The 21489-nt window shown below is 59.4% G+C and carries 20 protein-coding genes and 1 tRNA gene; 18 read left to right on the top strand and 3 right to left on the bottom strand.

Annotated elements, in window-relative coordinates:
• Positions 1–625: PAS domain-containing protein (locus CLG94_RS04410; RefSeq protein ID WP_133174583.1), on the bottom strand; the 625-nt coding region annotated here is incomplete at its 3' end.
• 497 nt (positions 626–1122) lie between these two features.
• On the opposite strand from CLG94_RS04410, the gene CLG94_RS04405 reads away from it, so the two are divergent.
• From CLG94_RS04405 to ftsH, 10 genes are all read left to right on the top strand, one after another.
• Positions 1123–2505 (top strand): sigma-54-dependent transcriptional regulator, encoded by a 1383-nt coding sequence (locus CLG94_RS04405; protein WP_107561655.1) that lies wholly within the window; start codon positions 1123–1125, stop codon positions 2503–2505.
• A gap of 439 nt (positions 2506–2944) precedes the next feature.
• Positions 2945–3220, top strand: coding sequence for an AbrB/MazE/SpoVT family DNA-binding domain-containing protein (locus CLG94_RS04400; protein WP_161954016.1), 276 nt, complete (start codon positions 2945–2947; stop codon positions 3218–3220).
• The gene (locus CLG94_RS04395) at positions 3217–3648 is read left to right on the top strand and encodes a PIN domain-containing protein (protein WP_107561653.1); all 432 of its coding nucleotides are present in this window, start codon (positions 3217–3219) and stop codon (positions 3646–3648) included. Before CLG94_RS04400 ends, CLG94_RS04395 begins: the two co-directional genes overlap by 4 nt.
• Positions 3649–3908: 260 nt before the next feature.
• Positions 3909–3983, top strand: a tRNA-Val gene (locus CLG94_RS04390).
• A 102-nt stretch (positions 3984–4085) separates the two neighbouring features.
• Positions 4086–6128, top strand: a complete 2043-nt coding sequence (thrS, locus tag CLG94_RS04385; RefSeq protein WP_107561652.1) for a threonine--tRNA ligase — start codon at positions 4086–4088, stop codon at positions 6126–6128.
• A gap of 10 nt (positions 6129–6138) precedes the next feature.
• Entirely contained in the window at positions 6139–6630 is a 492-nt protein-coding gene (gene infC / locus CLG94_RS04380; RefSeq protein WP_018129758.1) for a translation initiation factor IF-3, read from the top strand.
• Positions 6631–6645: 15 nt separating this feature from the next.
• Positions 6646–6849 carry a 50S ribosomal protein L35 gene (gene rpmI / locus CLG94_RS04375; protein WP_107561651.1) on the top strand — a complete coding sequence of 68 codons (204 nt, stop codon included), beginning with the start codon at positions 6646–6648 and terminating at the stop codon, positions 6847–6849.
• 43 nt (positions 6850–6892) lie between these two features.
• Positions 6893–7252, top strand: coding sequence for a 50S ribosomal protein L20 (gene rplT / locus CLG94_RS04370; protein ID WP_107561650.1), 360 nt, complete (start codon positions 6893–6895; stop codon positions 7250–7252).
• A gap of 352 nt (positions 7253–7604) precedes the next feature.
• Positions 7605–8648, top strand: a complete 1044-nt coding sequence (gene pheS, locus CLG94_RS04365; protein WP_161954017.1) for a phenylalanine--tRNA ligase subunit alpha — start codon at positions 7605–7607, stop codon at positions 8646–8648.
• 521 nt (positions 8649–9169) lie between these two features.
• Positions 9170–11026 carry an ATP-dependent zinc metalloprotease FtsH gene (gene ftsH, locus CLG94_RS04360; RefSeq protein ID WP_107561648.1) on the top strand — a complete coding sequence of 619 codons (1857 nt, stop codon included), beginning with the start codon at positions 9170–9172 and terminating at the stop codon, positions 11024–11026.
• Positions 11027–11077: 51 nt separating this feature from the next.
• Here ftsH and CLG94_RS04355 read toward each other — a convergent pair whose 3' ends face one another.
• Together CLG94_RS04355 and CLG94_RS04350 are read right to left on the bottom strand one after the other, a co-directional pair.
• Positions 11078–11467: a type II toxin-antitoxin system VapC family toxin gene (locus tag CLG94_RS04355; RefSeq protein WP_107561647.1), complete on the bottom strand. Its 390-nt coding sequence runs from the start codon at positions 11465–11467 to the stop codon at positions 11078–11080.
• Entirely contained in the window at positions 11464–11715 is a 252-nt protein-coding gene (locus tag CLG94_RS04350) for a type II toxin-antitoxin system VapB family antitoxin (RefSeq protein ID WP_107561646.1), read from the bottom strand. The genes CLG94_RS04355 and CLG94_RS04350 overlap by 4 nt, the downstream gene beginning before the upstream one ends.
• Before the next feature lie 432 nt (positions 11716–12147).
• Between CLG94_RS04350 and CLG94_RS04345 the strand changes: the two genes are divergently transcribed.
• The 8 genes from CLG94_RS04345 to CLG94_RS04310 all read left to right on the top strand — a co-directional run bounded on the left by CLG94_RS04345 (position 12148) and on the right by CLG94_RS04310 (position 21479).
• Complete coding sequence (locus CLG94_RS04345; protein ID WP_107561645.1) at positions 12148–12609, top strand: response regulator; 462 nt, start codon at positions 12148–12150, stop codon at positions 12607–12609.
• A gap of 1 nt (position 12610) precedes the next feature.
• Positions 12611–13717, top strand: coding sequence for a beta-propeller fold lactonase family protein (locus tag CLG94_RS04340; protein WP_107561644.1), 1107 nt, complete (start codon positions 12611–12613; stop codon positions 13715–13717).
• 191 nt (positions 13718–13908) lie between these two features.
• Entirely contained in the window at positions 13909–14325 is a 417-nt protein-coding gene (locus tag CLG94_RS04335; RefSeq protein WP_107561643.1) for a CBS domain-containing protein, read from the top strand.
• The gene (locus CLG94_RS04330; protein ID WP_107561642.1) at positions 14322–16280 is read left to right on the top strand and encodes a 2-oxoacid:acceptor oxidoreductase family protein; all 1959 of its coding nucleotides are present in this window, start codon (positions 14322–14324) and stop codon (positions 16278–16280) included. The genes CLG94_RS04335 and CLG94_RS04330 overlap by 4 nt, the downstream gene beginning before the upstream one ends.
• Before the next feature lie 128 nt (positions 16281–16408).
• Positions 16409–18094, top strand: a complete 1686-nt coding sequence (locus CLG94_RS04325) for a thiamine pyrophosphate-dependent enzyme (protein ID WP_107561641.1) — start codon at positions 16409–16411, stop codon at positions 18092–18094.
• Positions 18095–18311: 217 nt separating this feature from the next.
• Positions 18312–19421, top strand: coding sequence for a TIGR04053 family radical SAM/SPASM domain-containing protein (locus CLG94_RS04320; RefSeq protein WP_107561640.1), 1110 nt, complete (start codon positions 18312–18314; stop codon positions 19419–19421).
• 475 nt (positions 19422–19896) lie between these two features.
• A complete protein-coding gene (locus CLG94_RS04315) occupies positions 19897–20355 on the top strand; it encodes a universal stress protein (RefSeq protein WP_107561639.1) in 459 nt (152 codons plus the stop codon).
• Between the two features lie 5 nt (positions 20356–20360).
• On the top strand, positions 20361–21479 hold the full coding sequence (locus CLG94_RS04310; RefSeq protein WP_107561638.1) for a phosphotransferase family protein: 1119 nt from the start codon (positions 20361–20363) through the stop codon (positions 21477–21479).
• Positions 21480–21489: the final 10 nt, after the last annotated feature.

The following is a 21489-nucleotide window of genomic DNA, read 5'->3' as shown; positions in this document are numbered from 1 at the left end:
CGGGAAAGAGGAGGGCGGAGGCGACCGCGTGATGGCCCTTCATGACGGGGAAGCCGATGGCGGCAAGGACGCGCCCGTTGGGCGCACAGGTGATCTGGTACGTCTGCGGCAGCGCACTCTCCAGGATGGTCCGACAGACCGCAGTGATCTCCTGGGACGGATCGCCGTGCAGCAGGTGGGCGGCGGCTCGATTGAGCACGAGGAGACGCCCCTGGTCGTCGAGCACCAGCAGGCCATCGCTCAGGTGATCTGCGGCCGCGACGATGAAGGGCCCTAAGAGCTTCTCGGCGGCGTGGTGCCGATCAAACGGATCAGGACGCTGCGACGGCGTAAGGAGAGAGCCTGGCAGCAGTTCAACCACCAGATCGCTCTTGACGTGGGTACGGCAGAGCAACACGTGGCCTTGGGCCTGCTCTGCAGCCGAGAGGATCGGGCGCGGCTGCTCGACCCGGTGGATCTGGCCACTGTGGACCATGGCCTTACACCCGCCGCAGTCGCCCTCCGCACAGCGGGTATCGACGAGGCGCAGCCCCTGCCGGAGCGCGTAGTGCAGGATCGGCTCGGTCGCCTCACACTCAATCGTGATCCCCAGCGGTTCAAACCGCACCGTGCGCTTTAGCGTCATCCTGCCGTGTCCCCTCTATGTGCGCCTGCCCCTCGTGCCTGTCACCGGGCACATGTAGCAAGCTAGCAACTCTCGTTCCACTTTTCTGTAGGGGTGGCTGAAGCAGGCTGGGGGCGTTCTGCCTCACATAGTGCGCAAGAGTCCCATTTCTTCGAGCAGCCAGAAGGGATGGAACTAATTCGCTCACGAGGGATGGTAGCCCAAGAACAGCGATTGAAAGTTGTCATTGCGAACGAAGTGAAGCAATCTCGCATTGTTGCATTGAGATTGCCACGCACCCTACGGGTACTCGCAATGACGGGAGGAAGCGAGTGGTTGCGAAGTCTATCGCTGTTCTTGGGGGCAGTATGGAGGTTGACCAGCCTCCTGAGAAGAGATTAGAATGCTAGCTGTTCTCCGCCTGGTCTAAGTGGATGTCAAGAGCGAGGCAGTGAATGGGACCACCTTTATCATGAGAGTACCTGCGGAGGACGTCTGCGGATGAGGGAAAGGACAGGATGCCGAAGCTAGGTCGAGTGCTCGTGATCGTTGACGAAGTGGACATGATCGAGAACTGCGTCAAGCTTCTCACCCGCTTTGGCTACGAGGTGGTGACTGAGGCCGATGGCAGTAAGGCAGCCACGCTGTACGAGCGGGAGAGGCCCGACCTGGTCCTCACCGACCTTCGGATGCCGGGCCTTGACGGCCCGGGCGTCCTCCAGGCGGTCCAGGCCATCGATGCCGAGGCCACGGTGATCCTGATCACCGCCTTTGCCACGATCGAGACCGCCGTAGAGGCGATCAAAGAGGGGGCGTTCGATTATCTACCCAAGCCGTTCTCGGCTGATCAACTTAAGGTGTGTGTCGAGCGGGCGATGGGCCAGCGTCGTTTGCGGGAAGAGAACCGACGGCTCCTGGAGCGGCTCACCGAGACCCATCGCTTTGACAACATCATCGGCAGGAGTCTGTCGATGCTTCAGGTCTTTGAGACCATCAAGAAGGTCGCGAAGAGCGAGGCCAATATCCTGATCATCGGTGAGACAGGAACCGGCAAGGAACTGATCGCCAGGAGCCTCCATGCCAATAGCCGCCGGGCGGCAGGCCCTTTCATCCCCGTTGATTGCGTCTCGCTTCCCGAGAACCTGCTGGAGAGTGAGCTGTTCGGGCACGAGAAGGGCGCGTTCACGGGGGCGCAAGCGACCCGTCCCGGGTTGTTTGAATTCGCAAGCGGTGGGACCATCATTCTGGACGAGGTAGGCGACATCAGTCTGAATTTGCAGGCCAAGCTGCTGAGGGTCCTGCAGGAACGCCAGGTACGACGGGTCGGGTCAAACCGGATCATCGAGGTGGACGTACGCGTCATCTCCGCTACGAACCACGACCTGGCCCAGGCCGTTGCTACTGGTAGCTTTCGGGAAGACCTCTACTATCGCCTGAACGTGATCTCGCTTCCACTGCCGCCCCTGCGAGATCGCACGGGAGATATCCAATTGATCGCGCATCACTACCTCACAAAGTACGCAGCCGGCAGCGGGAAGGAGGTCACGGGCATCACGTCAGAGGCTATGCGGCTCTTAGAGGCGCATCGCTGGCCTGGAAACGTCCGTGAGCTGCAGAATGTGATGGAGCGAGCGGTAGTCCTGGCCGAACATGAGCTGGTCCGGCCACAGGAGTTGCCGGAGCACATCCGAGTAAAGGCCGAAGTCGTCTCGACGCTCTCGCCAAACGAACTGCCGCTCAAGCAGGCAAAAGAGGTGTGGGCCGGTTCGTTTGAGCGGGACTATCTGATCCAGCTCCTCAAGCGGCATGACGGTAATATCTCGCAGGCCGCGAAGGCTGCGTGCGTGGACCGGAAAACGGTTCATCGCCTCATGAAGAAGTACGGGATCAAGCTTTCGTAGCGGTCCGGCGTGCAGGGTTATTTGGCAATAGTCATTCCCCCCCAATTTCCCCTTACCACCCCTGCATCGAAAACCATTCACGCTGTATCTGTCTTATGTCACAAGTGGATATCCCTGTTCATTTCGTTGAGGGGCGATACCCCGCGGCTTGCCGCGAGTTCGTCATGCCGGCGGAAGCCGGTATCCAGAGGGCCCGACTGGATTCCCCCGTATCAAGTACGGGGCAGGCTTGTCAAGCACGGAATGACGGGCCAGAACAGAAGACGATACCCCGCGGCTTGCTGCGGGGTAGTTCATGATCTGTTGCTATTATCGTTTAGAAAGTGTCCCGCTCCGTCCTGAAATCTCCCGTCCCCCCCCCTTTTTCGAAAAGGAGGGTTGGGGGAGGATTTGTGGAATGCTATTTGCCAAATGGGTTAAACCATTATACATTGGTAGCATGAAAGCGACGGTCACCATCGACAAGGCGGGCCGCGTCGTCCTGCCCAAGACACTTCGTGATGAACTTCACCTTGCTTCCGGAGACACTCTGGACCTTACGGTGGAGGGCGAGCGGGTAACGCTGTGCCCCCGGCGGACAGCCCCACCCTTGCAGAAAGAACGCGGTGTCTGGGTGTTCCGCATCGGCGAGCCCCTCATCGCTGCGGAAACGCGTGAAACCCTTCGCAGCATCCGGGAACAGCGCGCCCACCGCGACGCCGGTAAGTTCAGGTGAAGGTCTTTCTCGATACTTCCGTGCTGGTTGCCACGTTTTACGGCGATCATGAGCACCACGCTCCAAGCATCGACCTCTTCTTGCGCTTCGGCAAAAAGGACGCCTGCTGCGCGGCGCACAGTCTTGCTGAGGTTTACGCGACCCTCACCGGAATGCCTGGGAGGCGGCGGGTGGGAGGCGACACCGCGCTTCTTTTCCTCAGCGACGTCCGCGAGCACTTGACGCTCGTCTCCCTTGATGAGTGCGAGTACTTCCAGTTGGTCGAGGAGGCTGCGTCGCTGAATCTCGCCAGCGGCGCGATCTATGATGCCCTGCTCGGCTATTGCGCGCTCAAAGCCCAAGCTAAAACTCTCTACACTTGGAACACCAAGGACTTCCTGCGGCTGCCCCCAGCCATCGCCGGGCGCGTTCGGCAGCCCGATCAATGATCGGTGGTTGTCCACTACCCAACCCTGCCCCACATCTTACCCCAAGAACAGAGATAGGAAGTTGTCATTGCGAACGAAGTGAAGCAATCTCGCATTGTTGTACTGAGATTGCCGCGCACCCTGCGGGTGCTCGCAATGACGCAAGGAGTCGAGGGGTTGCGAAGTCCATCGCTGTTCTCGGGTCTTGCCTTTTCCCTTGACAGAATGGGCCTAAGTGATTGAAGATATGCTCCTGTAATTGTGAAGCTGGGAGAAGATTTAGGCACGTAGCTCAGGGGGAGAGCGCTTGCTTGACACGCAAGAGGTCGGCGGTTCAAGACCGCCCGTGCCTACCATTGTGCATGACACCCGATGTTGCCGCGGGTAGAATCATCTGGTCAGAGAAGGGCATCACAACGGCATGATGCCCTTCTCTGTATTGAGAACGGACACACAGAGTGAGTGAGATCCAGACACAATCGATCGTTGTCACCCTGGACGACGGACGGCGATATGATTTCCCGCCCAGCGTGACCGTGCTGGATGTGCTGGAGGTCGTGGATCCGGCGGCCAAGAAGGAGACGATCGGGGCGAACGTCAATGGGCGTCTTGTCGATCTGGGTAGTCTCATCGATCAAGAGGCCCGGGTGAAGTTTATCACCGCCACCTCTGCAGAAGGGCTCTCGATGCTCCGGCACAGCGCCGCCCACCTGATGGCAGCCGCTGTACAGCAACTTCTGCCCGGCTCACAATTTGCCATCGGTCCGGCGATTCAGGATGGCTTCTACTATGACATCGAGCCCACTCGTCCGCTCACCCCGGACGATTTGCCGGTCATTGAGGCCAAGATGCGCGAGCTGTCGGGGCAACGGCTCCCGTTCGCCAGGCTTGAGGTTCCACTGGAAGAGGCGATTGCGAAGGTGACGGCACTGAACCAGCCGTACAAGGTGGAGCTCCTGGAGACCATCCAAGGCCGGGCGATGGCGTGCGCGAAAGCCGCCGAGCAGGATGAACTGGCGCACGAGTTAGACCCCGCCGCAGAGCAGGTCAGCTTCTACACCACCGGCGGTTTTGTCGATCTCTGCCGTGGCCCACACGTGCTCGATACGTCGGTGATCCGCTTCTTCCGACTGACCCATTTGGCAGGCGCCTACTGGCGTGGTGATGAGCGGCGACCGATGTTAACCAGAATCTATGGGATCGCCTTTCCGACCCAGGATGCGCTTGAGGCACACCTGCTTCTCCTGGAGGAGGCGAAACGGCGGGACCATCGACGCCTGGGCCGCGAACTGGACCTCTTCAGCGTGGATGATGAGGTTGGCGGCGGACTGATCTTATGGCATCCTAAGGGGGCGTTAGTCCGAAAGCTGATTGAGGATCTGTGGCGTCAGGAGCATCTCAACAACGACTACGATCTCGTCTATACGCCGCACATCGGCCGGGTGAAGCTGTGGGAGACCAGCGGCCATCTTGACTTCTACCAGGAGTACATGTATCCGAAAATGGAGATGGAAGGGAACGACTATTACGTCAAGCCGATGAACTGCCCCTTCCATATCAAGATCTTTCAGTCCAAGGTCAGGAGCTACCGAGAGCTGCCGGTGCGGTTCGCTGAGTTGGGAACGGTCTATCGCTTCGAGCGCGTTGGCGTGTTGCATGGGCTCCTGCGCGTTCGGGGGTTTACACAAGACGACGCGCACATCTTCTGCACGCCGGCGCAGATGGTGGATGAGGTGGCTCGCGCCGTCAATTTCAGTGTCGCGTTCCTCGGTGCCTTTGGCTTTGATCGGTATGACGCCTACATTGCCACCCGGCCGGAGAAGGCGATTGGGGACCTGAAGCTCTGGAATGACGCAACCGAGGCGCTGCGCCAGGCAGCCGATCAGGCGGGGCTCTCGTATCAGATCGACGAAGGGGGCGGCGCCTTCTATGGGCCGAAGATCGATCTCAAGGTAAAAGATGCGCTGGGCCGCTCGTGGCAGTGTACGACAGTTCAGTTCGACTTTAATTTACCCGAACGTTTCGACATCACCTATGTCGGGGAGGATAACCGACCGCATCGACCCTTCATGGTCCATCGTGCGGTTCTCGGATCGCTGGAGCGATTCTTTGGGGTGTTGATCGAGCACCATGCAGGCGCCTTCCCAACATGGCTTGCGCCAGTGCAGGCCCGGCTGGTACCGGTGGCAGATCGCTTCCAGCCGTATGCCAAGCAGGTATCCGACCAGCTAAGAGCTACAGGGGTGCGCACGGAAGTAGACGTGCGGAATGAGAAGGTTGGCTATAAGATTCGAGATGCCGAAGTGCAGAAGATCCCCTATATCCTTGTAGTAGGAGAAAAAGAGAGTACACTAGGCACCGTCTCGGTGCGGAAGCGCGGTGGACTGGATATGGGCGTCATGCCGATCGAAGGATTCGTAGCCGCGATCCAAGAGGAACTCAAGCCAGCCGTGAAGACTACCGGGCTGGCTCAACATGAAGGAGGGAACGTCCATCAGTAGAAGTGTTCGGGTGAATGATCGGATTCGGGTCAAAGAGGTGAGGGTGATCAGTGCAGAGGGGGCGCAACTTGGCATCCTGCCGATTCAGGAAGCCCTCGATGCTGCCCTGAAACTTTCGCTCGACTTGGTGGAAGTGGCGCCGGACGCTAAGCCGCCTGTCTGCCGGATCATGAACTACGGGAAGTATCGGTACGAGCAGAGTAAGAAGGTACGGGAGGCAAGAAAGAAGCAGACGGTCGTCCAGATCAAAGAGATCAAGCTCCGGCCCAAGACCGAGGATCACGATTTTCAGTTTAAGGCCAAGCACGCCGAGCGCTTCTTGAAGGAGGGGAATAAGGCCAAGATAACCATGATGTTCCGAGGACGGGAAATGGTTCATATCGATCGCGGGAAGGTGCTCTTGGACCGCTTCGCAGAGGCGCTCAAAGAGGCCGCCATGATCGAGCAACGCCCCAGGCAGGAGGGTCGGAACATGGTGATGATCCTCACCCCCAAGCATTGATAGAGAGGAGCGACGGTGCCGAAGATCAAGACCCTCAAAGGAGCGGCCAAACGGTTCAAGGTAACGGGAACGAACAAAATTGCACGCCACAAAGCGGCGAAGAGCCACTTACTGACCGGTAAATCGAGAAAGCGGAAACGAACTCTGCGGCAGTCAGATCTGGTATCTAAGGCGGATACTGCCAGAATGCGGCGCCTGATCCCCTATCAGGGGAAGTAAATGGCGGGGGGCCAGGGCTAATCGAGGAGGTTGGGAGAATAGGATGCCACGCGCAAAAGGTGGTTTTAAGACAAGACAACGTAGGAACAGGGTCCTCAAGGAAGCGGAGGGATTCTGGGGAAAGCGGAGTAAGGCCTACAGGAGCGCGCAGGAGGCGGTCGATCGGGCGAGGCGGTACGCCTATCGCGACCGCAAGGCTCGCAAGCGGGACTTCCGCGGCCTGTGGATCATACGGATCAATGCGGCGGCGCGCCTGAGTGGCCTGTCGTACAGCGTTCTGATGGGTGGTCTCAAAAAGGCCGGCGTGGCTGTCGATAGGAAGGCCTTGGCCGATCTCGCCATCCATGATCCATCGACATTCAACAAATTGGCGGAGGTCGCGCGGGAGCAGGTGGCGGCCTAAGGACAATGCTGTTCACCTAGGCCCTCCCAACCGTTCGCCCTGAGCCTGTCGAACCGCTCATCACCAACGGCTCAAGTAAATCTACTGTGGGTTCGTTCCCCGCGACTTGTCGCAAGTTCGTCATACCGGCGGAAGCCGGTATCCAGAAGGGCCCGACTGGATTCCCCGTATCAAGTACGGGGCAGGCCCCGTATCCAGTACGGGGCAGGCGTGTCAAGCACGGAATGACTGGCCAGAACAGAAGACGATACTCCGGTTCATTAGTATTGGGCCTAAGGATCGCATAGTTGTGGACTGAGGTATGCCCCGACCCCGTGTCGGGGCTTTGTGTTATGGAGGAGAGGTGGAGGCGCTGAGGCAGGAGCTGGAGGATCTAAGAGCGGCGGCTCTCGATCAGATTCAGCAGAGCGCAGACGCGGCACAGCTCGAACGGGCGCGCGTGCATTTTCTCGGCCGCAAGGCCAGATTGACGGCGATCCTTCGGCAATTGGTTACGCTGTCGCCTCAGGAGCGGCCAGTGATCGGTCTGTTGGCCAACCAGGTTAAGCAAGCGATTGAAGCGAGCATTACAGCCCAGCGGGCGAGCCTGGAATCGATCCCAAGTGATGATGTGCTGGCAACAGACCAGATCGACATCACCCTTCCAGGGCGGCGTCCGACGTTGGGGCGCCTGCATCCCCTGACGCAGATCATGCGTGAGATCTGCCAAGTCTTCGTAGAGATGGGTTTCGCCGTCATCGAGGGGCCTGATGTTGAGTGGGACTACTATAACTTCGAGGCCCTGAACATTCCAGAGGATCACCCGGCCCGGGACATGTGGGACACCTTCTGGATTGATCCGGCAAGCATCTCGGTCGATAAACCAATGCTGCTCAGAACGCACACCTCACCGATGCAGATCCGAATCATGGAACAGACCAAGCCACCGATCCGCGTGGTGGTGCCAGGGACCTGTTATCGGTACGAAGCGGTGGACGCCAGCCACGAGAGTCAGTTTCATCAGATCGAAGGGCTGGCGGTCGATGAGGGCGTGACCTTCGCCGATCTGAAGGGGACATTGTATACCTTCGTTCAGCGCCTGTTTGGCAAAGACCGGAAGATCCGCTTTCGGTGTGACTATTTTCCCTTCGTCGAGCCGGGCGTCGATATGTCGATCGATTGTTTCCGCTGCAAGGGCGCGGGCTGCCGGCTGTGCAAGGAGAGCGGGTGGCTGGAGATCCTGGGCGCAGGGATGGTGCATCCGAATGTCCTGACGCGCGTTGGGTACGACCCGGCACGCTACTCCGGCTTCGCGTTCGGTCTAGGGCCAGCGCGCGTAGCCATGCTCAAGTACGGCATCGACGACATCCGCTTCTTCCACGGCAACGACCTTCGCTTCCTCCAGCAGTTCCCCTGAGAGATCATCTGTGCGCCTGATCGTTGGCCTCCACCTCTCTACGCCTCTCTGATCCCGCAGCATCAGAAGCTCTCGTCGGTCAAGGATTGCCAGTCTTCTCCTCTTCGCTATCGTAGTGCGTCATAAATCCCCTTTAGATTCCGTTCGTGGTGAGCTTGTCGAACCATGAGCGGAATCCCTCTGTCGAGATATTGGCGATTGTATAGGAAATAGGGACAGACACTATTGAGCCTGTCCCGCAAACCCCCGTTCACCCTTCGACATGCTCAGGGCGAACGGAATGGACATTAAAAAGATTGACGCTTTCCCGTTCGTGCTGAGCCAGTCGAAGCACAACAAGGGGTTTGCAGGATAGGCTCATGGCAAGACAAAACCGTCCGTTCTGGGGACCTTGGTAACAGTGTGGTTCTTCCGAAAATTGTAGGGGTTATACTGATCCCCTTGAAAAGTAGGCATGGGCTGTGACACACTGGGGCTACTCAACGAAGGGGAATAGTGGTTTGGCTTAAGGAGTGAGCGCGATGGAAAAGAAGCAACGGCAGTTTGCTCTCTGGTACTTCATAGCCGCCTTTTGGCTTGTGCTGGGGATTCACGAGTTCCTGATAGCCCGCCACACTGAGACCCTCTTGTACAGCGATTTCAAGGTACTCCTGAAAGCCAGCAAGGTGGAAGACCTGTCCCTCGGTGAGCGTATCATCTCCGGGCGGCTAAAGCGGGAGGGGCTCGAGGGGCTCCTCTCCAAAGAGAAGGTGGAGGAGATTCAACGGTTAGCCGATGGGGAGCATCGATTCGTGACCATCCGGGTCAGCGATCCGACCCTGATCCAGGAGCTGGAGGCTTCGAAGGTGCGTTTCGCTGGCGAGGTGGAGAGCACATGGTTTATCACCCTGCTCTCCTGGGTACTCCCTGCTCTGATCTTTGTTGGTGTGTGGGCGTTTCTCATGAAGCGGGTCGGAGGACCGGCGAGCGGTCTGATGGCGATTGGGAAGAGCAAGGCTAAAGTGTACATGGAGAAAGAGACTGGCGTGACCTTCGCAGATGTGGCGGGGATCGACGAGGCGCGTACTGAGCTGATGGAGATTGTCGAATTCCTGAAGACGCCCGAGCGGTACCGTCGGCTTGGGGGGAAGATCCCCAAAGGGGCCCTGATCGTCGGGGCCCCAGGGACCGGGAAGACGCTGCTGGCCAAGGCGGTGGCCGGGGAGGCAGGGGTCCCATTCTTTAGCATGAGTGGGTCGGAATTCGTCGAGATGTTCGTGGGGGTCGGGGCGGCTCGGGTGCGGGACCTCTTTGCCCAGGCTCAAGAAAAGGCCCCCTGCATCATCTTTATCGATGAGCTGGATGCTCTCGGAAAGGCTCGCGGGCTCAATCCGATGGGCGGACACGATGAACGCGAGCAGACCCTCAACCAACTGCTGGTGGAGATGGACGGCTTCGACACGAACAAGGGCGTGATCATCCTGGCCGCGACGAACCGCCCGGAGATCCTCGATCCAGCCTTGCTCCGCCCCGGGCGTTTCGACCGACACATAGCCCTCGATCGCCCCGATATCAGGGGTCGGGAGAAGATCCTCCAGGTGCATGCCAAGCCGGTCAAGCTCTCGCCAGAGGTTGACCTCTCGGTCATCGCCGCGAGGACCCCGGGGTTCGTGGGCGCCGATCTGGCCAACCTGGTGAACGAGGCGGCGCTTCTTGCTGCGCGGAAGGGCAAGGATGCGGTGGAGATGGCGGATTTCGATGAGGCGATCGACCGGATCGTGGGCGGCCTCGAAAAGAAGACCCGGGTGATGAATCCCGCGGAGAAAGAAACGGTCGCCTACCACGAGGCCGGCCATGCCCTGGTAGCGGAGTCCCGCCCTCGCGCCGACCGCGTCTCGAAGATCTCCATCATCCCTCGCGGTGTGGCCGCGCTCGGCTACACGCAGCAGTTGCCCACGGAGGATCGGTACCTGCTCAAAAGGGCCGACCTCCTTGATCGACTCGACGTGCTCCTGGGGGGTCGGGTGGCCGAAGAACTCGTTTTCGGGGACGTCTCCACCGGGGCCCAGGATGATCTCCAGCGGGCCACCGATATGGCCCGCCTCATGGTGACCCAGTACGGGATGAGCGAACATCTCGGCTTGGCGACGTTCGAAGAGCCGCGTGCCTCTGCCTTCCTCAATATCTCGAAGCCTCAGGGGGTACGGGAGTATAGCGAGCAGACTGCTCAGGCGATCGATGAGGAGATCCGGAAGCTCCTGGACGATGCCCACACCCGAGTCGAGCAGACGCTTGCCGCCAGACGCGGCGAATTGGACGCGCTTGGCAAGCTGCTACTGGAAAAGGAGGTGGTCGATCGGGAGGCCCTGACGCAGTTGCTTCAGCCCCAGAAGTCCTAGGGGCCCAGATCCCGGCTGAGAGCTGACCTCATCTAACGCGGGAATTCACGTTCAGAGAGCGGACGTGATGTCGGTTTTGTTGAAATCCTCACCCTTAAAGAGGAGCGACTCGCCGGTGACCTTGGCGAGCGCATAGGCGAAGCAATCGCCGAAGTTCAGGCCGGCCGGATGCCGGCCCTTCCCGAAATCCGTATAGGCCTGCCGCGCCACGTGCGCCTGCTCCTCAGTCACGGCTTCGATGGCGATGCCGGCGCGCCGGAAGAAGGCGTCTAACTGCCGGCTGCCGCTCTCAGTAGTTTGCGCTTCGACGACGATCGCCACTTCGACGAAGTTGGCGGCGGACATTCGGCAGACATCGGCCCGGGCGAGCGCGTGGGCATAGGTGTCGGCGTCGCGCTCGTTAAACAGAATCGCGAGTACTGCTGAGCTGTCTACGATCATCGCGGCACCCCGCGCTCATCATATAGTAGGGCGCCATGGTCCACGGGTCTGCCTTTGAGCGTGCTGGCGCAGCGGCGGCCAATGGCGAGGAGGTCGGCGACGGTGGCGTCGGGTTTGCGCTGTCGGCGGATACGTTCCAGGCGTTCGCGGATCGCTTCCGTTACCGCATGGGTCATCGTCTCGCCTGTTTCCTTGGCCAGGATTTGCGCGAGGGTGTGGGTCGCGGGGTCCTTGATGTTTAGGGTCATCGTATCCTCCTTAGCAGATTATTTTCTACCCGTCTTTATTATGACTTAGAATTCGGCTGTGGGCAAGCCCGAAGTTGTGAATTGAGAATGGATGGCCCAATGATCGCGTCCTATCAGCGGCTGAACAGATTACCGCTGCTGGGACATCCAGCTTCTTATTGGGGCATGCGTGTCCCACATCCCTGTCCTTTAGTTTTCAAGTGGTTACCCCGCTTCTCTGACTTCGGGCTGGGGTAGTTCGTCCCAGCCTAGCGCTGGGGTGCCAGGGCATGCCTTCAGACGTCAGCGACTTTCGGGAAAGAGATCTCATCGTTTCAATGAGTTAGGCGAGGCGCTGGAACGGCAGGGATCGTGGGGTCGTTGGCACCGGAATTGCTCCCACATAAGCTGACGGCTGTTAGCTGATGGCTATCAGGGAGAAGGGCCGGCATTATGAGTGGTCAGCGGAAGGTTTTGATCGTCACGTCAGAGTTATCGATTCGGCAGCAGATCCTCAGCCGCGCATCGGCGAAGGGGTATCAGGCCGTTGCTGTCGAGAGATGCTGTGATGCGTTACTGGCCGTTGTCGAGCAGAACGTCGGGCTGGTGATTATCGATCTCTCGATAGATGAGCCTGCTGGCGTGAAGACCGTTGAGATTCTCCGAAAGATTCGGCCTCGCTTGCCCCTGATTGTCTTGTCGGGTGACCGGTCGCTCGAAGCGGGTCGCCAGGTTCTTCAACATGGTGTCTTCTATTATCTGCTCAAGCCTTTTGATTGTGATGAGCTCGATCAGATTGTCCAGATCGCCCTGACCTCCAACAAGCAACGGGCCGCAGGACCTGGCCTGAGCCCAGTCGAAGAGATGGAGCAGGGGACTCAAGAAGTGAGGCTGGTGACGAGAGGGGAGGGGTGACATGACGGCAGTCCGGCGTGCCGTGAACATCGGCATCTTGGCGATGGCAACGCTGCTGATCATTCGTTCGGATGCGCTCGCGCACGGGGTAGGTGTGCGCGGTACGCAGACGCTCTATGTCGCAAATGAGGGCTCGGATACGGTCTCGGTTATGGATGTCGGGTCAATGAAGGTGACCAGCACCATTGCTGTGGGCTCTGGCCCGCAGCATGTCGCAATCAGCCCGGATCGGCGTTATGCCTTTGTCGCGTGTAGCCGTTCGGCTGAGGTCTGGATTCTGGCCTTGCCCACGCACGCCGCCACTATAGTGCCCAATGCTACCGGCCCAGGGGGCCAGACTGTGTTTGGATCCGGCGCGACCTATGCCTACGTTACCAATAGTCTGTACAGTCGCGTCACGGTGATTGAGACTGCCACCGGAAAGAAGGTTGCGATGATCCCGGTTGGAGAAGCGCCGACCACGATCGGCATCTCCTCGGATGGTAGCCGCGCCTATGTTCCAAGCGAGCGATCCAGTACCGTTGCCGCGCTGAACCTTTCACTGAATGTCGTTGCGGCGGAGCTACCGGTCGGCGTGAGGCCATATGCCGTCGAGATCTCTCCTGATGGCAAATTCCTGCTGGTCTCCAGCGCCGATTCAGACACCGTTACCCTCATTGAGACCGCAACTCAGAAGCCGTTGCGCAGAATCCCCGTCGGTGACGACCCGCATCACGTGGTGTTCGGCCCCGGTGGGGCCTTTGCGTACGTGATCAATAGAGGCTCGGACAACCTCAGCGTTATCCAGATGGCGAACCATCAGGTGGTGGCGACAATCCCCGTGGGGAAGGAACCAAGCGACGCCGATATCACCCCATCCGGTCACTACATCTATGTGACCAATACGGGAGGGGGCGACGTGACGGTCATCTCAACGCGAACCAGCACCGTGGTAGGGACGATCCCTGTAGGGACCCATCCCCACAACATCGTCATCTCGGGCGACGGGCGGTACGCCTTTGTGGCTAACAACGGATCGGACGATATCTCCGTGATCAACCTGCTGTCCCAGGAAACGGTAGGGCGAGTGCCTGTCGGCAAGCGCCCACTTGGGATGGCCTTATGGTGAGGAGCAGAGACTATTCAGGTAGATAGGCTGAAGGCTGAAGGCTTTTAGGGGTAAGTCATGCGTGACCACACAACAAAGTCGTAGAAACCGAGAAGGTCTTGAATGGCTTGATTCGTGCCTTGCGAGATCATTTATAGCCTTCAGCCTTCAGCCTTCAGTCTAAACACCTAAGTAGTTATGAGGAGAAACAGATGACGCAGCTTTCAGAGATCATGAATCGGACGCTGGTCACCGTGGACACGCACGCCTCTCTGCGCCAGGCCCAGCGAATCCTTGATCGGCATAACATCCGCCATCTGTTTGTGATGGACGGCAAGCGTCTGGTTGGGATCGTCACCGATCGCGATCTTCGAAAGGCTGCTCCCTCCTCCAAGTCGCCCTTGACGACCAGTGAGCGCGAGGAGTTCATGGACGAGTTGAAGGTAGTGGAGGTCATGTCGCGGAAGCTGATCGAGGCCTCCCCTTCAACCACTGTGCGGGAGGCAGCGAAGGTAATGGTCCGGGAAAAGATCGGCTGCCTGCCGGTGGTGGATGGCAATGCACTGGTTGGGATCGTGACCGAGATCGATCTCCTCGATATACTGGTTCGGGGAGAGGGGACGTCATGACCGGCGAGCGGTTTCCTTTTCCAGGCATTCCGGCCACAGGAGACGGCTCGGCGGCAGTGGTCTGGGTAGACTCGCATATTACGCAGGGTGCCTGCGCCTATCCGATCACCCCATCCACCAACATGGGGAGCGGGTACCAGGCGGAGGTCGCGAATGGCACACGCAACCTCTGGGGCGAGCCACTCTTCTTCCTCGAGCCCGAGTCAGAGCATAGCTCTGCTTCCTCATGCGAGGGTTTTGCCCTGGCCGGTGGGCGAGTCTCGAACTTTACCTCCGGTCAGGGGCTAGTCCTGATGAAGGAGGTTCTCTACACCATTTCCGGAAAGCGGCTCCCGGCGGTCTTCCACATCGGCGCCCGCGCGCTGACCTCTCAGGCTCTGAACGTCCACGCGGGTCACGATGACGTAATGGCCGTGGCGGATGTGGGCTGGGGCATCCTCTTCGCAAAGAACGCTCAAGACGTGGCCGATCTGGCGCTGATCGCCCGCCGCGTCGCCGAGGAGGGGGAGACCCCTTTCATGACTGTGCAGGACGGCTTTCTCACCACGCACACGATTGAGAATCTCCTGCTTCCGGAACCGGAGCTGATGAAGGAGTTCATCGGAGACCCGTCTGCCGGCACGCGCCTGCGCAACCTCATGAACCCGTCGAAGCCGATCATGATCGGGGTCGTGCAGAATCAGGACAGCTACATGAAGGGAAAGATTGCCCAGCGGTTCTTCTACGATCGTCTTCCGGAGATTGTCGAGCGGGTGATGGAGCAATATTACTCCCTGACAGGCCGCCGGTATGGCCTGGTGGAGGCGTACCGGCTGGAGGATGCCGACTACGCCATCGTGGGGATGGGGGGGATGGTCGAGACTGCCATGGCCACCGTCGATTATCTCCGGGATCGTCACGCAGTTCGGGCTGGCGCCCTCCACGTGACCTGCTTTCGCCCATTTCCAGGACCGCAGATCGTCGAGGCGACGAAACACCTGAAGGCGATGGCAGTGATTGAGCGGATGGACAACCCCGCCGCGCAATCGAACCCTCTCACCGCCGAGATCAAGGCGGCGTTCGCCGATGCGCTGACGGGCGCGCCAGGGTACCCGGCAATCGAACGCATCCCGGTCATCTATTCGGGGTCTGCCGGTCTTGGGAGCAGGGACATCCGCCCCGGCGATCTCGTGGCTGCTATTGAGAATATGCGGCGCGACGATGGTGGATCTCGCTACTTCGTTCTGGGGATCAAGCACGACTTGGCGCTCCTCCCTTCCGAAGATCCGGACGTCCAGCCGGCCGGCACCTTCTCGATGCGCGGCCATTCGGTCGGTGGATTCGGATCGGTGACGACCAACAAGGTGATCGCCACGATCGTCGGCGATCTCTTCGGCTTGAAGGTCCAGGCCTACCCAAAGTATGGATCCGAGAAAAAGGGGCTGCCCACATCCTACTATCTGACCGTGGCCAAAGAGCGGATCCGTACCCATTGCGAGCTCAGACAGGTCGATTTCGTACCGCTCAATGACATCAATGCCTTCAATCTAGGTAACCCGCTGGCCGGCTTAGCGACAGGGGGCATGGTCTTCATCCAGACCGACAAGACGACGCCGGAGGAGGTCTGGGCGCGGATCCCTGACTATGCGAAGAGGATCATCCGGGAGCGGCGCATCCGGGTTCTTGCCCTGGACACCGTGAAGATCGCGCGCGAGGTCGCCAGCTCTCCTGACCTGGAGCAACGAATGCAGGGGATTGTCCTGCTGGGGATTTTCCTCCGCTGCACGCCGTTTCTCCGCGAGCAGCGTCTGACCGAGGAGCAGGTCTTCTCGGCGGTAGAGCGATCGCTGCGCAAGTACTTTGGCAAGCGAGGCGAGCAGGTGGTTCGGGATAACCTGGTAGCAGTGAGGCGAGGCTATGCCGAGGTCTTCTATCTGCCAATGGAGATGATGGCAGAGGCGGAGCTGATCGCATAGGGTTCTCGTTCTGAGTAGTTCGTCTGTGTAGGTCGGGTTAGCGAAGCGTAACCCGACATCCTCCTGTGAGCCGTCGGGTTACGGCCTTAACGGCCTAACCCGACCTACTACGAAGGAAAGGTTCGGCTATGACAGATCAAGAGCCGGAAAACAACCCTCTGGATGAGGAGCACGTCGAACAGGTCCACGGGACCAAGGCTCGCGGGTCTGGGGAAGAGATCCATGAAAGCTCCTTACCGCCAACCGGGCTCCTGGATCTCGACATTGAGCAGTATGTGGGCGACTTCAACGAGCGGATCATCGGGGCATATGCGGCCGGGACGGCTGAGCAGAGTCTGCCGGCCGATGTCGGGGTAGCCCGCAGCTTGATCCCGCCCGGGACCGCCGCCCTGCGCGACTTCAGCTACATTGCGATGGAGATCCCTCAGTTCGATCGGGAGAAGTGTGTCGGCTGCATGGCCTGTGTAACGGAGTGTCCCGACACCGCCATCCTGGGCAAGGCGATACCGAGGTCGCACCTGGAGGCCAAGCTGAATGCTATCACAGACGATCAGGAGCGCGAGGGGATCCGGGCCCAGTGGGCCGAGACAAAAAAGTATGGTGAGGTCTACCAGAAGAAGGGGGAAGAGGGAGCCCTCTTTGGCATCTTCGTCGATCCGACCAAGTGCAAGGGGTGCGCCGAGTGTGTCGAGGTCTGCGATGCCCTCGGTTATCATGCCCTCACGATGGTGAAGAAGGACGAGAAGACGCTCCCCCGTTATCGAAGCTATTTTAACTTCTTTCGACATGTCGGCCCGACCCCGCGCAAGTATATCAACGAGCGGGCGCTGGCGGACATGATGCTCTACGAGGAGGCGGCGCTCCTCTATGTCGGCGGCGCCGGCTCGTGCATGGGGTGTGGTGAGGCGACGGCCATCCGGATGATGCTGGCCGCGACCGGATTCGTCCACGGCGCGGAGGCGGTCGGGATCGTGGCGGCGACAGGGTGCAACACGGTCTACGGCTCGACCTATCCGTACAACCCGTATCTGGTTCCCTGGACCAACTCCCTGTTTGAGAATGCGCCGGCCGTGGCGATGGGAGTTCGCGCCAAGTGGGATCAGCGCGGATGGCAGGAGAAGAAGCTCTGGGTCATCGGGGGGGACGGGGCGATGTACGATATCGGCTTCCAGTCGCTGTCGCGGATGCTGACCTCTGGAATGGACATCAACGTGCTGATCCTGGATACGCAAGTCTATTCCAACACTGGTGGACAGGCCTCCTCAGCGACCTATATAGGGCAGGATGCAAAGATGGCCAGCTTTGGCAAGGCGGTGCGCGGCAAGCAGGAGCGGCGGAAAGAGCTGGCGCTCATCGCCATGATGCACCCGGATGTCTTTGTCGCGCAGACCACAGCGGCCCATATCAATCATTTTTACCGGGCCATCATGGCGGCCAATGAGTACCGCGGTCCGGCCGTAGTCAGTGTCTACACCACCTGCCAGCCCGAGCACGGCGTGGCGGACGACCGGTCCTCGCATCAGGCGAAGCTGGCGGTAGATTCTCGGGCCTTCCCCCTCTTTATGTACGATCCACGAAAGGGGGAGAGGATTAAAGAGCGACTCAGCCTGGCGGGTAACCCGTCGGTGGGCGAAGACTGGTACAAGGTTCCCCATACAGGAGAGGTCATCGACTTTCTTGCTTTCGCCAGGACAGAGGGCCGGTTCGCGAAACAGTTCGATGCGGAGGGCCATCCGTCTGAAACCCTGCGCTACGCCCAAGCCGAGCGGCTTGCCAACTGGCGGCGCCTGCAAGAGTTGGCCGGGGTGCGATAGACGAGGTTGTCGGGTGTAAGCCCAGGGACGCATCGACAAGACTGCTGGTACGTACCGTTATGGTGTCTTGTAACAGGTATGATCCAGTAGCAGCTAGCGCGTTGACATGCTATGCTTAGTGAAGCGATGCTGCCCTGCTATGATTTATTCTGATGATACGGCGGGGTCTGGTTCACTGCGAGAAAGGGGTCAGGCATCAATTTGCCGAGGGAGGGTTATGTATCCTGTTATTACTGCATTTGATCACTTGGTCTTTGCCGAGGCTCCAAAGCTGATCTATTGGGAGCTTACGCGGGCATGCGACCTGGCATGCAAGCATTGTCGAGCTGAAGCCATCGCGGAGCGCGACCCCTTGGAGCTCAGCACGGAAGAGGCGAAGGCGCTACTCGCGGAGCTGCGGGCGTTCGGGGACCCGCCCCCGCAACTGGTCCTGACCGGAGGCGACCCACTGAAGCGTCCGGATTTCTTTGAGCTGATACGGCACGGCAGAAGCGTTGGGTTGCCGATATCCGTGGCTCCGAGCGGTACCCCACTGCTCACGTCAGACGCGATCTCGGCTCTGGCGGCTAACGGGGTCGTGAGTATGTCGCTCAGTATCGACGGCTCGACGGCCGAGAGCCACGATCGGTTCCGCGGAGTCGCGGGTTGCTTCGATACCACCATGCGTGCCATCCATGCTGTCCGGGCAGCGGCCATCCCACTTCAGATCAACACCCTGGTCACCCCCGAAACCATGACGGAGCTGCCTGATGTGTTCCGGTTGCTTCGGGACCTGGGGATTATGCGGTGGAGTCTCTTTTATCTGATCGCCACGGGGCGCGGTCGGGCGCTGCGCGAGATCAGACCCAGCGAGGCCGAGGCGCTTCATAACTGGATCTACGATATTGTCAAGACTGCCCCATTCGCGATCAAGGCGACGGAGGCCCCGCACTTTCGTCGCGTTGCCTATATGCGAATGCGGCTGGAAGGCCTGGATGACGCCGCGATTCGGCAGACGCCCATTGGGCGCGGGTTCGGGATTCGCGACGGGAACGGTATCATGTTTATCTCGCACACCGGGGATGTCTATCCATCCGGGTTCCTGCCAGCGATTGCCGGGAACGTGCGTCGGGAAAGCCCTGTGGCGTTATACCGTCACTCGGAGATATTTACTAAACTCCGCGACGCGGATCAATATTCCGGCAAGTGTGGCATCTGCGAGTTTCGCTGGGTCTGTGGCGGGTCGCGAGCCCGTGCATTTGCCGAGACCGGCGATCCCATGGGAAGTGATCCGCTGTGTGCCTATAGGCCGGAGGCCGCGATGGTAGGGGCGACGGAAGGCGATTGAGGATGTGCGCCGGTCACAGGCTATTGTCGAGGCCGCCTGGATGGGAAGCTCAGAATCCCCAGCGTCGCCGAGTATGTTGAGTCCTGCACAGCCGAGCACTGTCGGTCGCGTGACAAACCCCATTCATTTGCGTTGCGGTTCGATACCCCGCGGCTTGCCGCGAGTTCGTCATACCGGCGAAAGCCGGTATCCAGAGGGTCCGACTGGATTCCCCCGTATCCAGTACGGGGCAGGCTCGTCAAGCACGGAATGACTGGCCAGAACAGAAGACGATACCCTGCAGCTTGCTGCGGGGTAGTTTATTCCTTCAATTGACCCATTTTCGCATTCAAATGCTCTAGCCGATTGGTGGTATCCGGTATAGATTGTGTGTAGAGGAGGCAGCGCTCTAAGCATCAGGCCGATAGCCTGTAAGGAGCTTATAGCGCGTGAGCAGGGGCGGAAGGTCAGTTATTGCAATCGACAGGAGGGACGAATGCAAATCTCACGGGTCCTTTTTCCGACCGACTTCTCCCATGATGCCGAACACGCATTCCAGTATGCGCTCACGTTCGCCCGCGAATTTGGCGCTGAACTCTACCTTCTTCATGTTATCTACTTTCCTCCCCAGACGCCGGAGTACGATCTTGGACAGGTCATCGACGGTCTGGTCAAGAATGCTGAGGAGAGCTTGGATAAGCTGGTAGAGGGTGCCAAAGAGCCGAACCTGGTCTTTCACCGTGACGTGCAGGTCGGGGTAGAGTATGCCGAGATCACGAGGTTTGCTGAGAAGGAAAAGATCGATCTCATCGTGATGGGGACCAGCGGACGAACCGGGCTGGCTCATGTCTTTCTGGGAAGTGTCGCCGAGCGGGTGGTTCGCCACGCCTCCTGCCCAGTCCTGACCGTGAAGCTTCCGGCGACGAAAGGTGTAGAGGCGGCAAAGAGGGGGTGAGCGAGATGACGGTGCAGCACGAGGCGCTGGCCCAGTATCTCAAAGTCGCCCTCGGTGGCGTCGTACAGGTGCAGGCCTTTCGACCGCTTACGGGCGATGAGTCCACCTTTGCCATGCAGGAGCCCGGAGTTCTGCGGGGTTCCGACCTGAAGGCGTTCGGCTATGGCCAGCCGATTCAGATCGACCTGCTCCTCAACGGGATTCCCCGTTCGTACGTCCTCTCCACGATGCGGAGAGGCCCGGGCTTTGGCCACGATCACATGGCCGACAGGGCGGGCTCCTTGATCTGGGCGCATGCCGCCTACGGGAAGCTTGCGCGCCACGTAGGGAGCCTTGACGTCGGCTTCTTCACCGACGAAGGACAGTTGCAATCGGCTGGGCGCGCAAAGGAATACTTCCTCCTCGTAGAGAAGGTCGATGGGGCTGTGTATCGGGTCGATCTTGAGCGGATTCGGACCGAGGGGAAGGCGACCGCTTCCGACTTCGACCGGGCCAGGGCGCTCTCTGGGTATCTGGCGAAGATTCACGCAGAGAAAGGCCAGGATGTCCAGTTGTACTTCCGTCGGATCCGGGATCTGATCGGCCACGGTGAGGGGATCATGGGGATCCTTGATGGGTACCCGGCCGGGTATCTCCCCCTCCCATCCCAACAACAGTACCTCATAGAGAGCGGATGTATGGCCTGGCGACACTACCTGAAAGAAAAGGCCGAGCGCCTGAGTATCGTTCACGGCGATTTTCACCCCTGGAACATCCTCTTTCGAGAGGGGACCGATTTTACGCTGCTCGACCGGAGTCGTGGGGAGTGGGGGGAGCCGGCCGATGACATCGCGGCCTTGAGCATCAATTACCTTTTCTTCTCGCTCTTGCGGTCGGGGCAAATGGAGGGGCCATTCCGGGAGCTGTTCGATCTCTTTTACGGCGAGTACCTTGAGCGGACCCACGATCTGGAGCTGAACTCCGTAATCCCACCCTTCTACGTTTTTCGGGCTTTAGTGATCGCGAGCCCGCGCTGGTATCCTGACCTTCCGGAGCAGGTGCGCGTGAAGCTATTTCGGTTCGCCAAGGCGATGCTCCAAGTCGAGCAGTTCGATCACAAGGATCTCAATCGATACCTGATGTAAGGAGATTGCG

The sequence above is a fragment of the Candidatus Methylomirabilis limnetica genome (assembly GCF_003044035.1).
Lineage (GTDB): Bacteria > Methylomirabilota > Methylomirabilia > Methylomirabilales > Methylomirabilaceae > Methylomirabilis > Methylomirabilis limnetica.
Note: the sequence above shows the minus strand (reverse complement) of the source record. Positions and strands in the feature narration are given on the sequence as shown.

Bases quoted from the DNA above. Each gene is read 5' to 3' on its own strand.
- CLG94_RS04400 (WP_161954016.1), top strand. From the start codon at position 2,945: ATGAAAGCGACGGTCACCATCGACAAGGCGGGCCGCGTCGTCCTGCCC.
- CLG94_RS04340 (WP_107561644.1), top strand. From the start codon at position 12,611: ATGACGGCAGTCCGGCGTGCCGTGAACATCGGCATCTTGGCGATGGCA.
- CLG94_RS04325 (WP_107561641.1), top strand. From the start codon at position 16,409: ATGACAGATCAAGAGCCGGAAAACAACCCTCTGGATGAGGAGCACGTC.
- CLG94_RS04310 (WP_107561638.1), top strand. From the start codon at position 20,361: ATGACGGTGCAGCACGAGGCGCTGGCCCAGTATCTCAAAGTCGCCCTC.
- CLG94_RS04335 (WP_107561643.1), top strand. From the start codon at position 13,909: ATGACGCAGCTTTCAGAGATCATGAATCGGACGCTGGTCACCGTGGAC.
- CLG94_RS04345 (WP_107561645.1), top strand. From the start codon at position 12,148: ATGAGTGGTCAGCGGAAGGTTTTGATCGTCACGTCAGAGTTATCGATT.
- rplT (WP_107561650.1), top strand. From the start codon at position 6,893: ATGCCACGCGCAAAAGGTGGTTTTAAGACAAGACAACGTAGGAACAGG.
- CLG94_RS04405 (WP_107561655.1), top strand. From the start codon at position 1,123: ATGCCGAAGCTAGGTCGAGTGCTCGTGATCGTTGACGAAGTGGACATG.
- CLG94_RS04315 (WP_107561639.1), top strand. From the start codon at position 19,897: ATGCAAATCTCACGGGTCCTTTTTCCGACCGACTTCTCCCATGATGCC.
- CLG94_RS04350 (WP_107561646.1), bottom strand. From the start codon at position 11,715: ATGACCCTAAACATCAAGGACCCCGCGACCCACACCCTCGCGCAAATC.
- CLG94_RS04355 (WP_107561647.1), bottom strand. From the start codon at position 11,467: ATGATCGTAGACAGCTCAGCAGTACTCGCGATTCTGTTTAACGAGCGC.
- CLG94_RS04320 (WP_107561640.1), top strand. From the start codon at position 18,312: ATGTATCCTGTTATTACTGCATTTGATCACTTGGTCTTTGCCGAGGCT.
- CLG94_RS04330 (WP_107561642.1), top strand. From the start codon at position 14,322: ATGACCGGCGAGCGGTTTCCTTTTCCAGGCATTCCGGCCACAGGAGAC.
- ftsH (WP_107561648.1), top strand. From the start codon at position 9,170: ATGGAAAAGAAGCAACGGCAGTTTGCTCTCTGGTACTTCATAGCCGCC.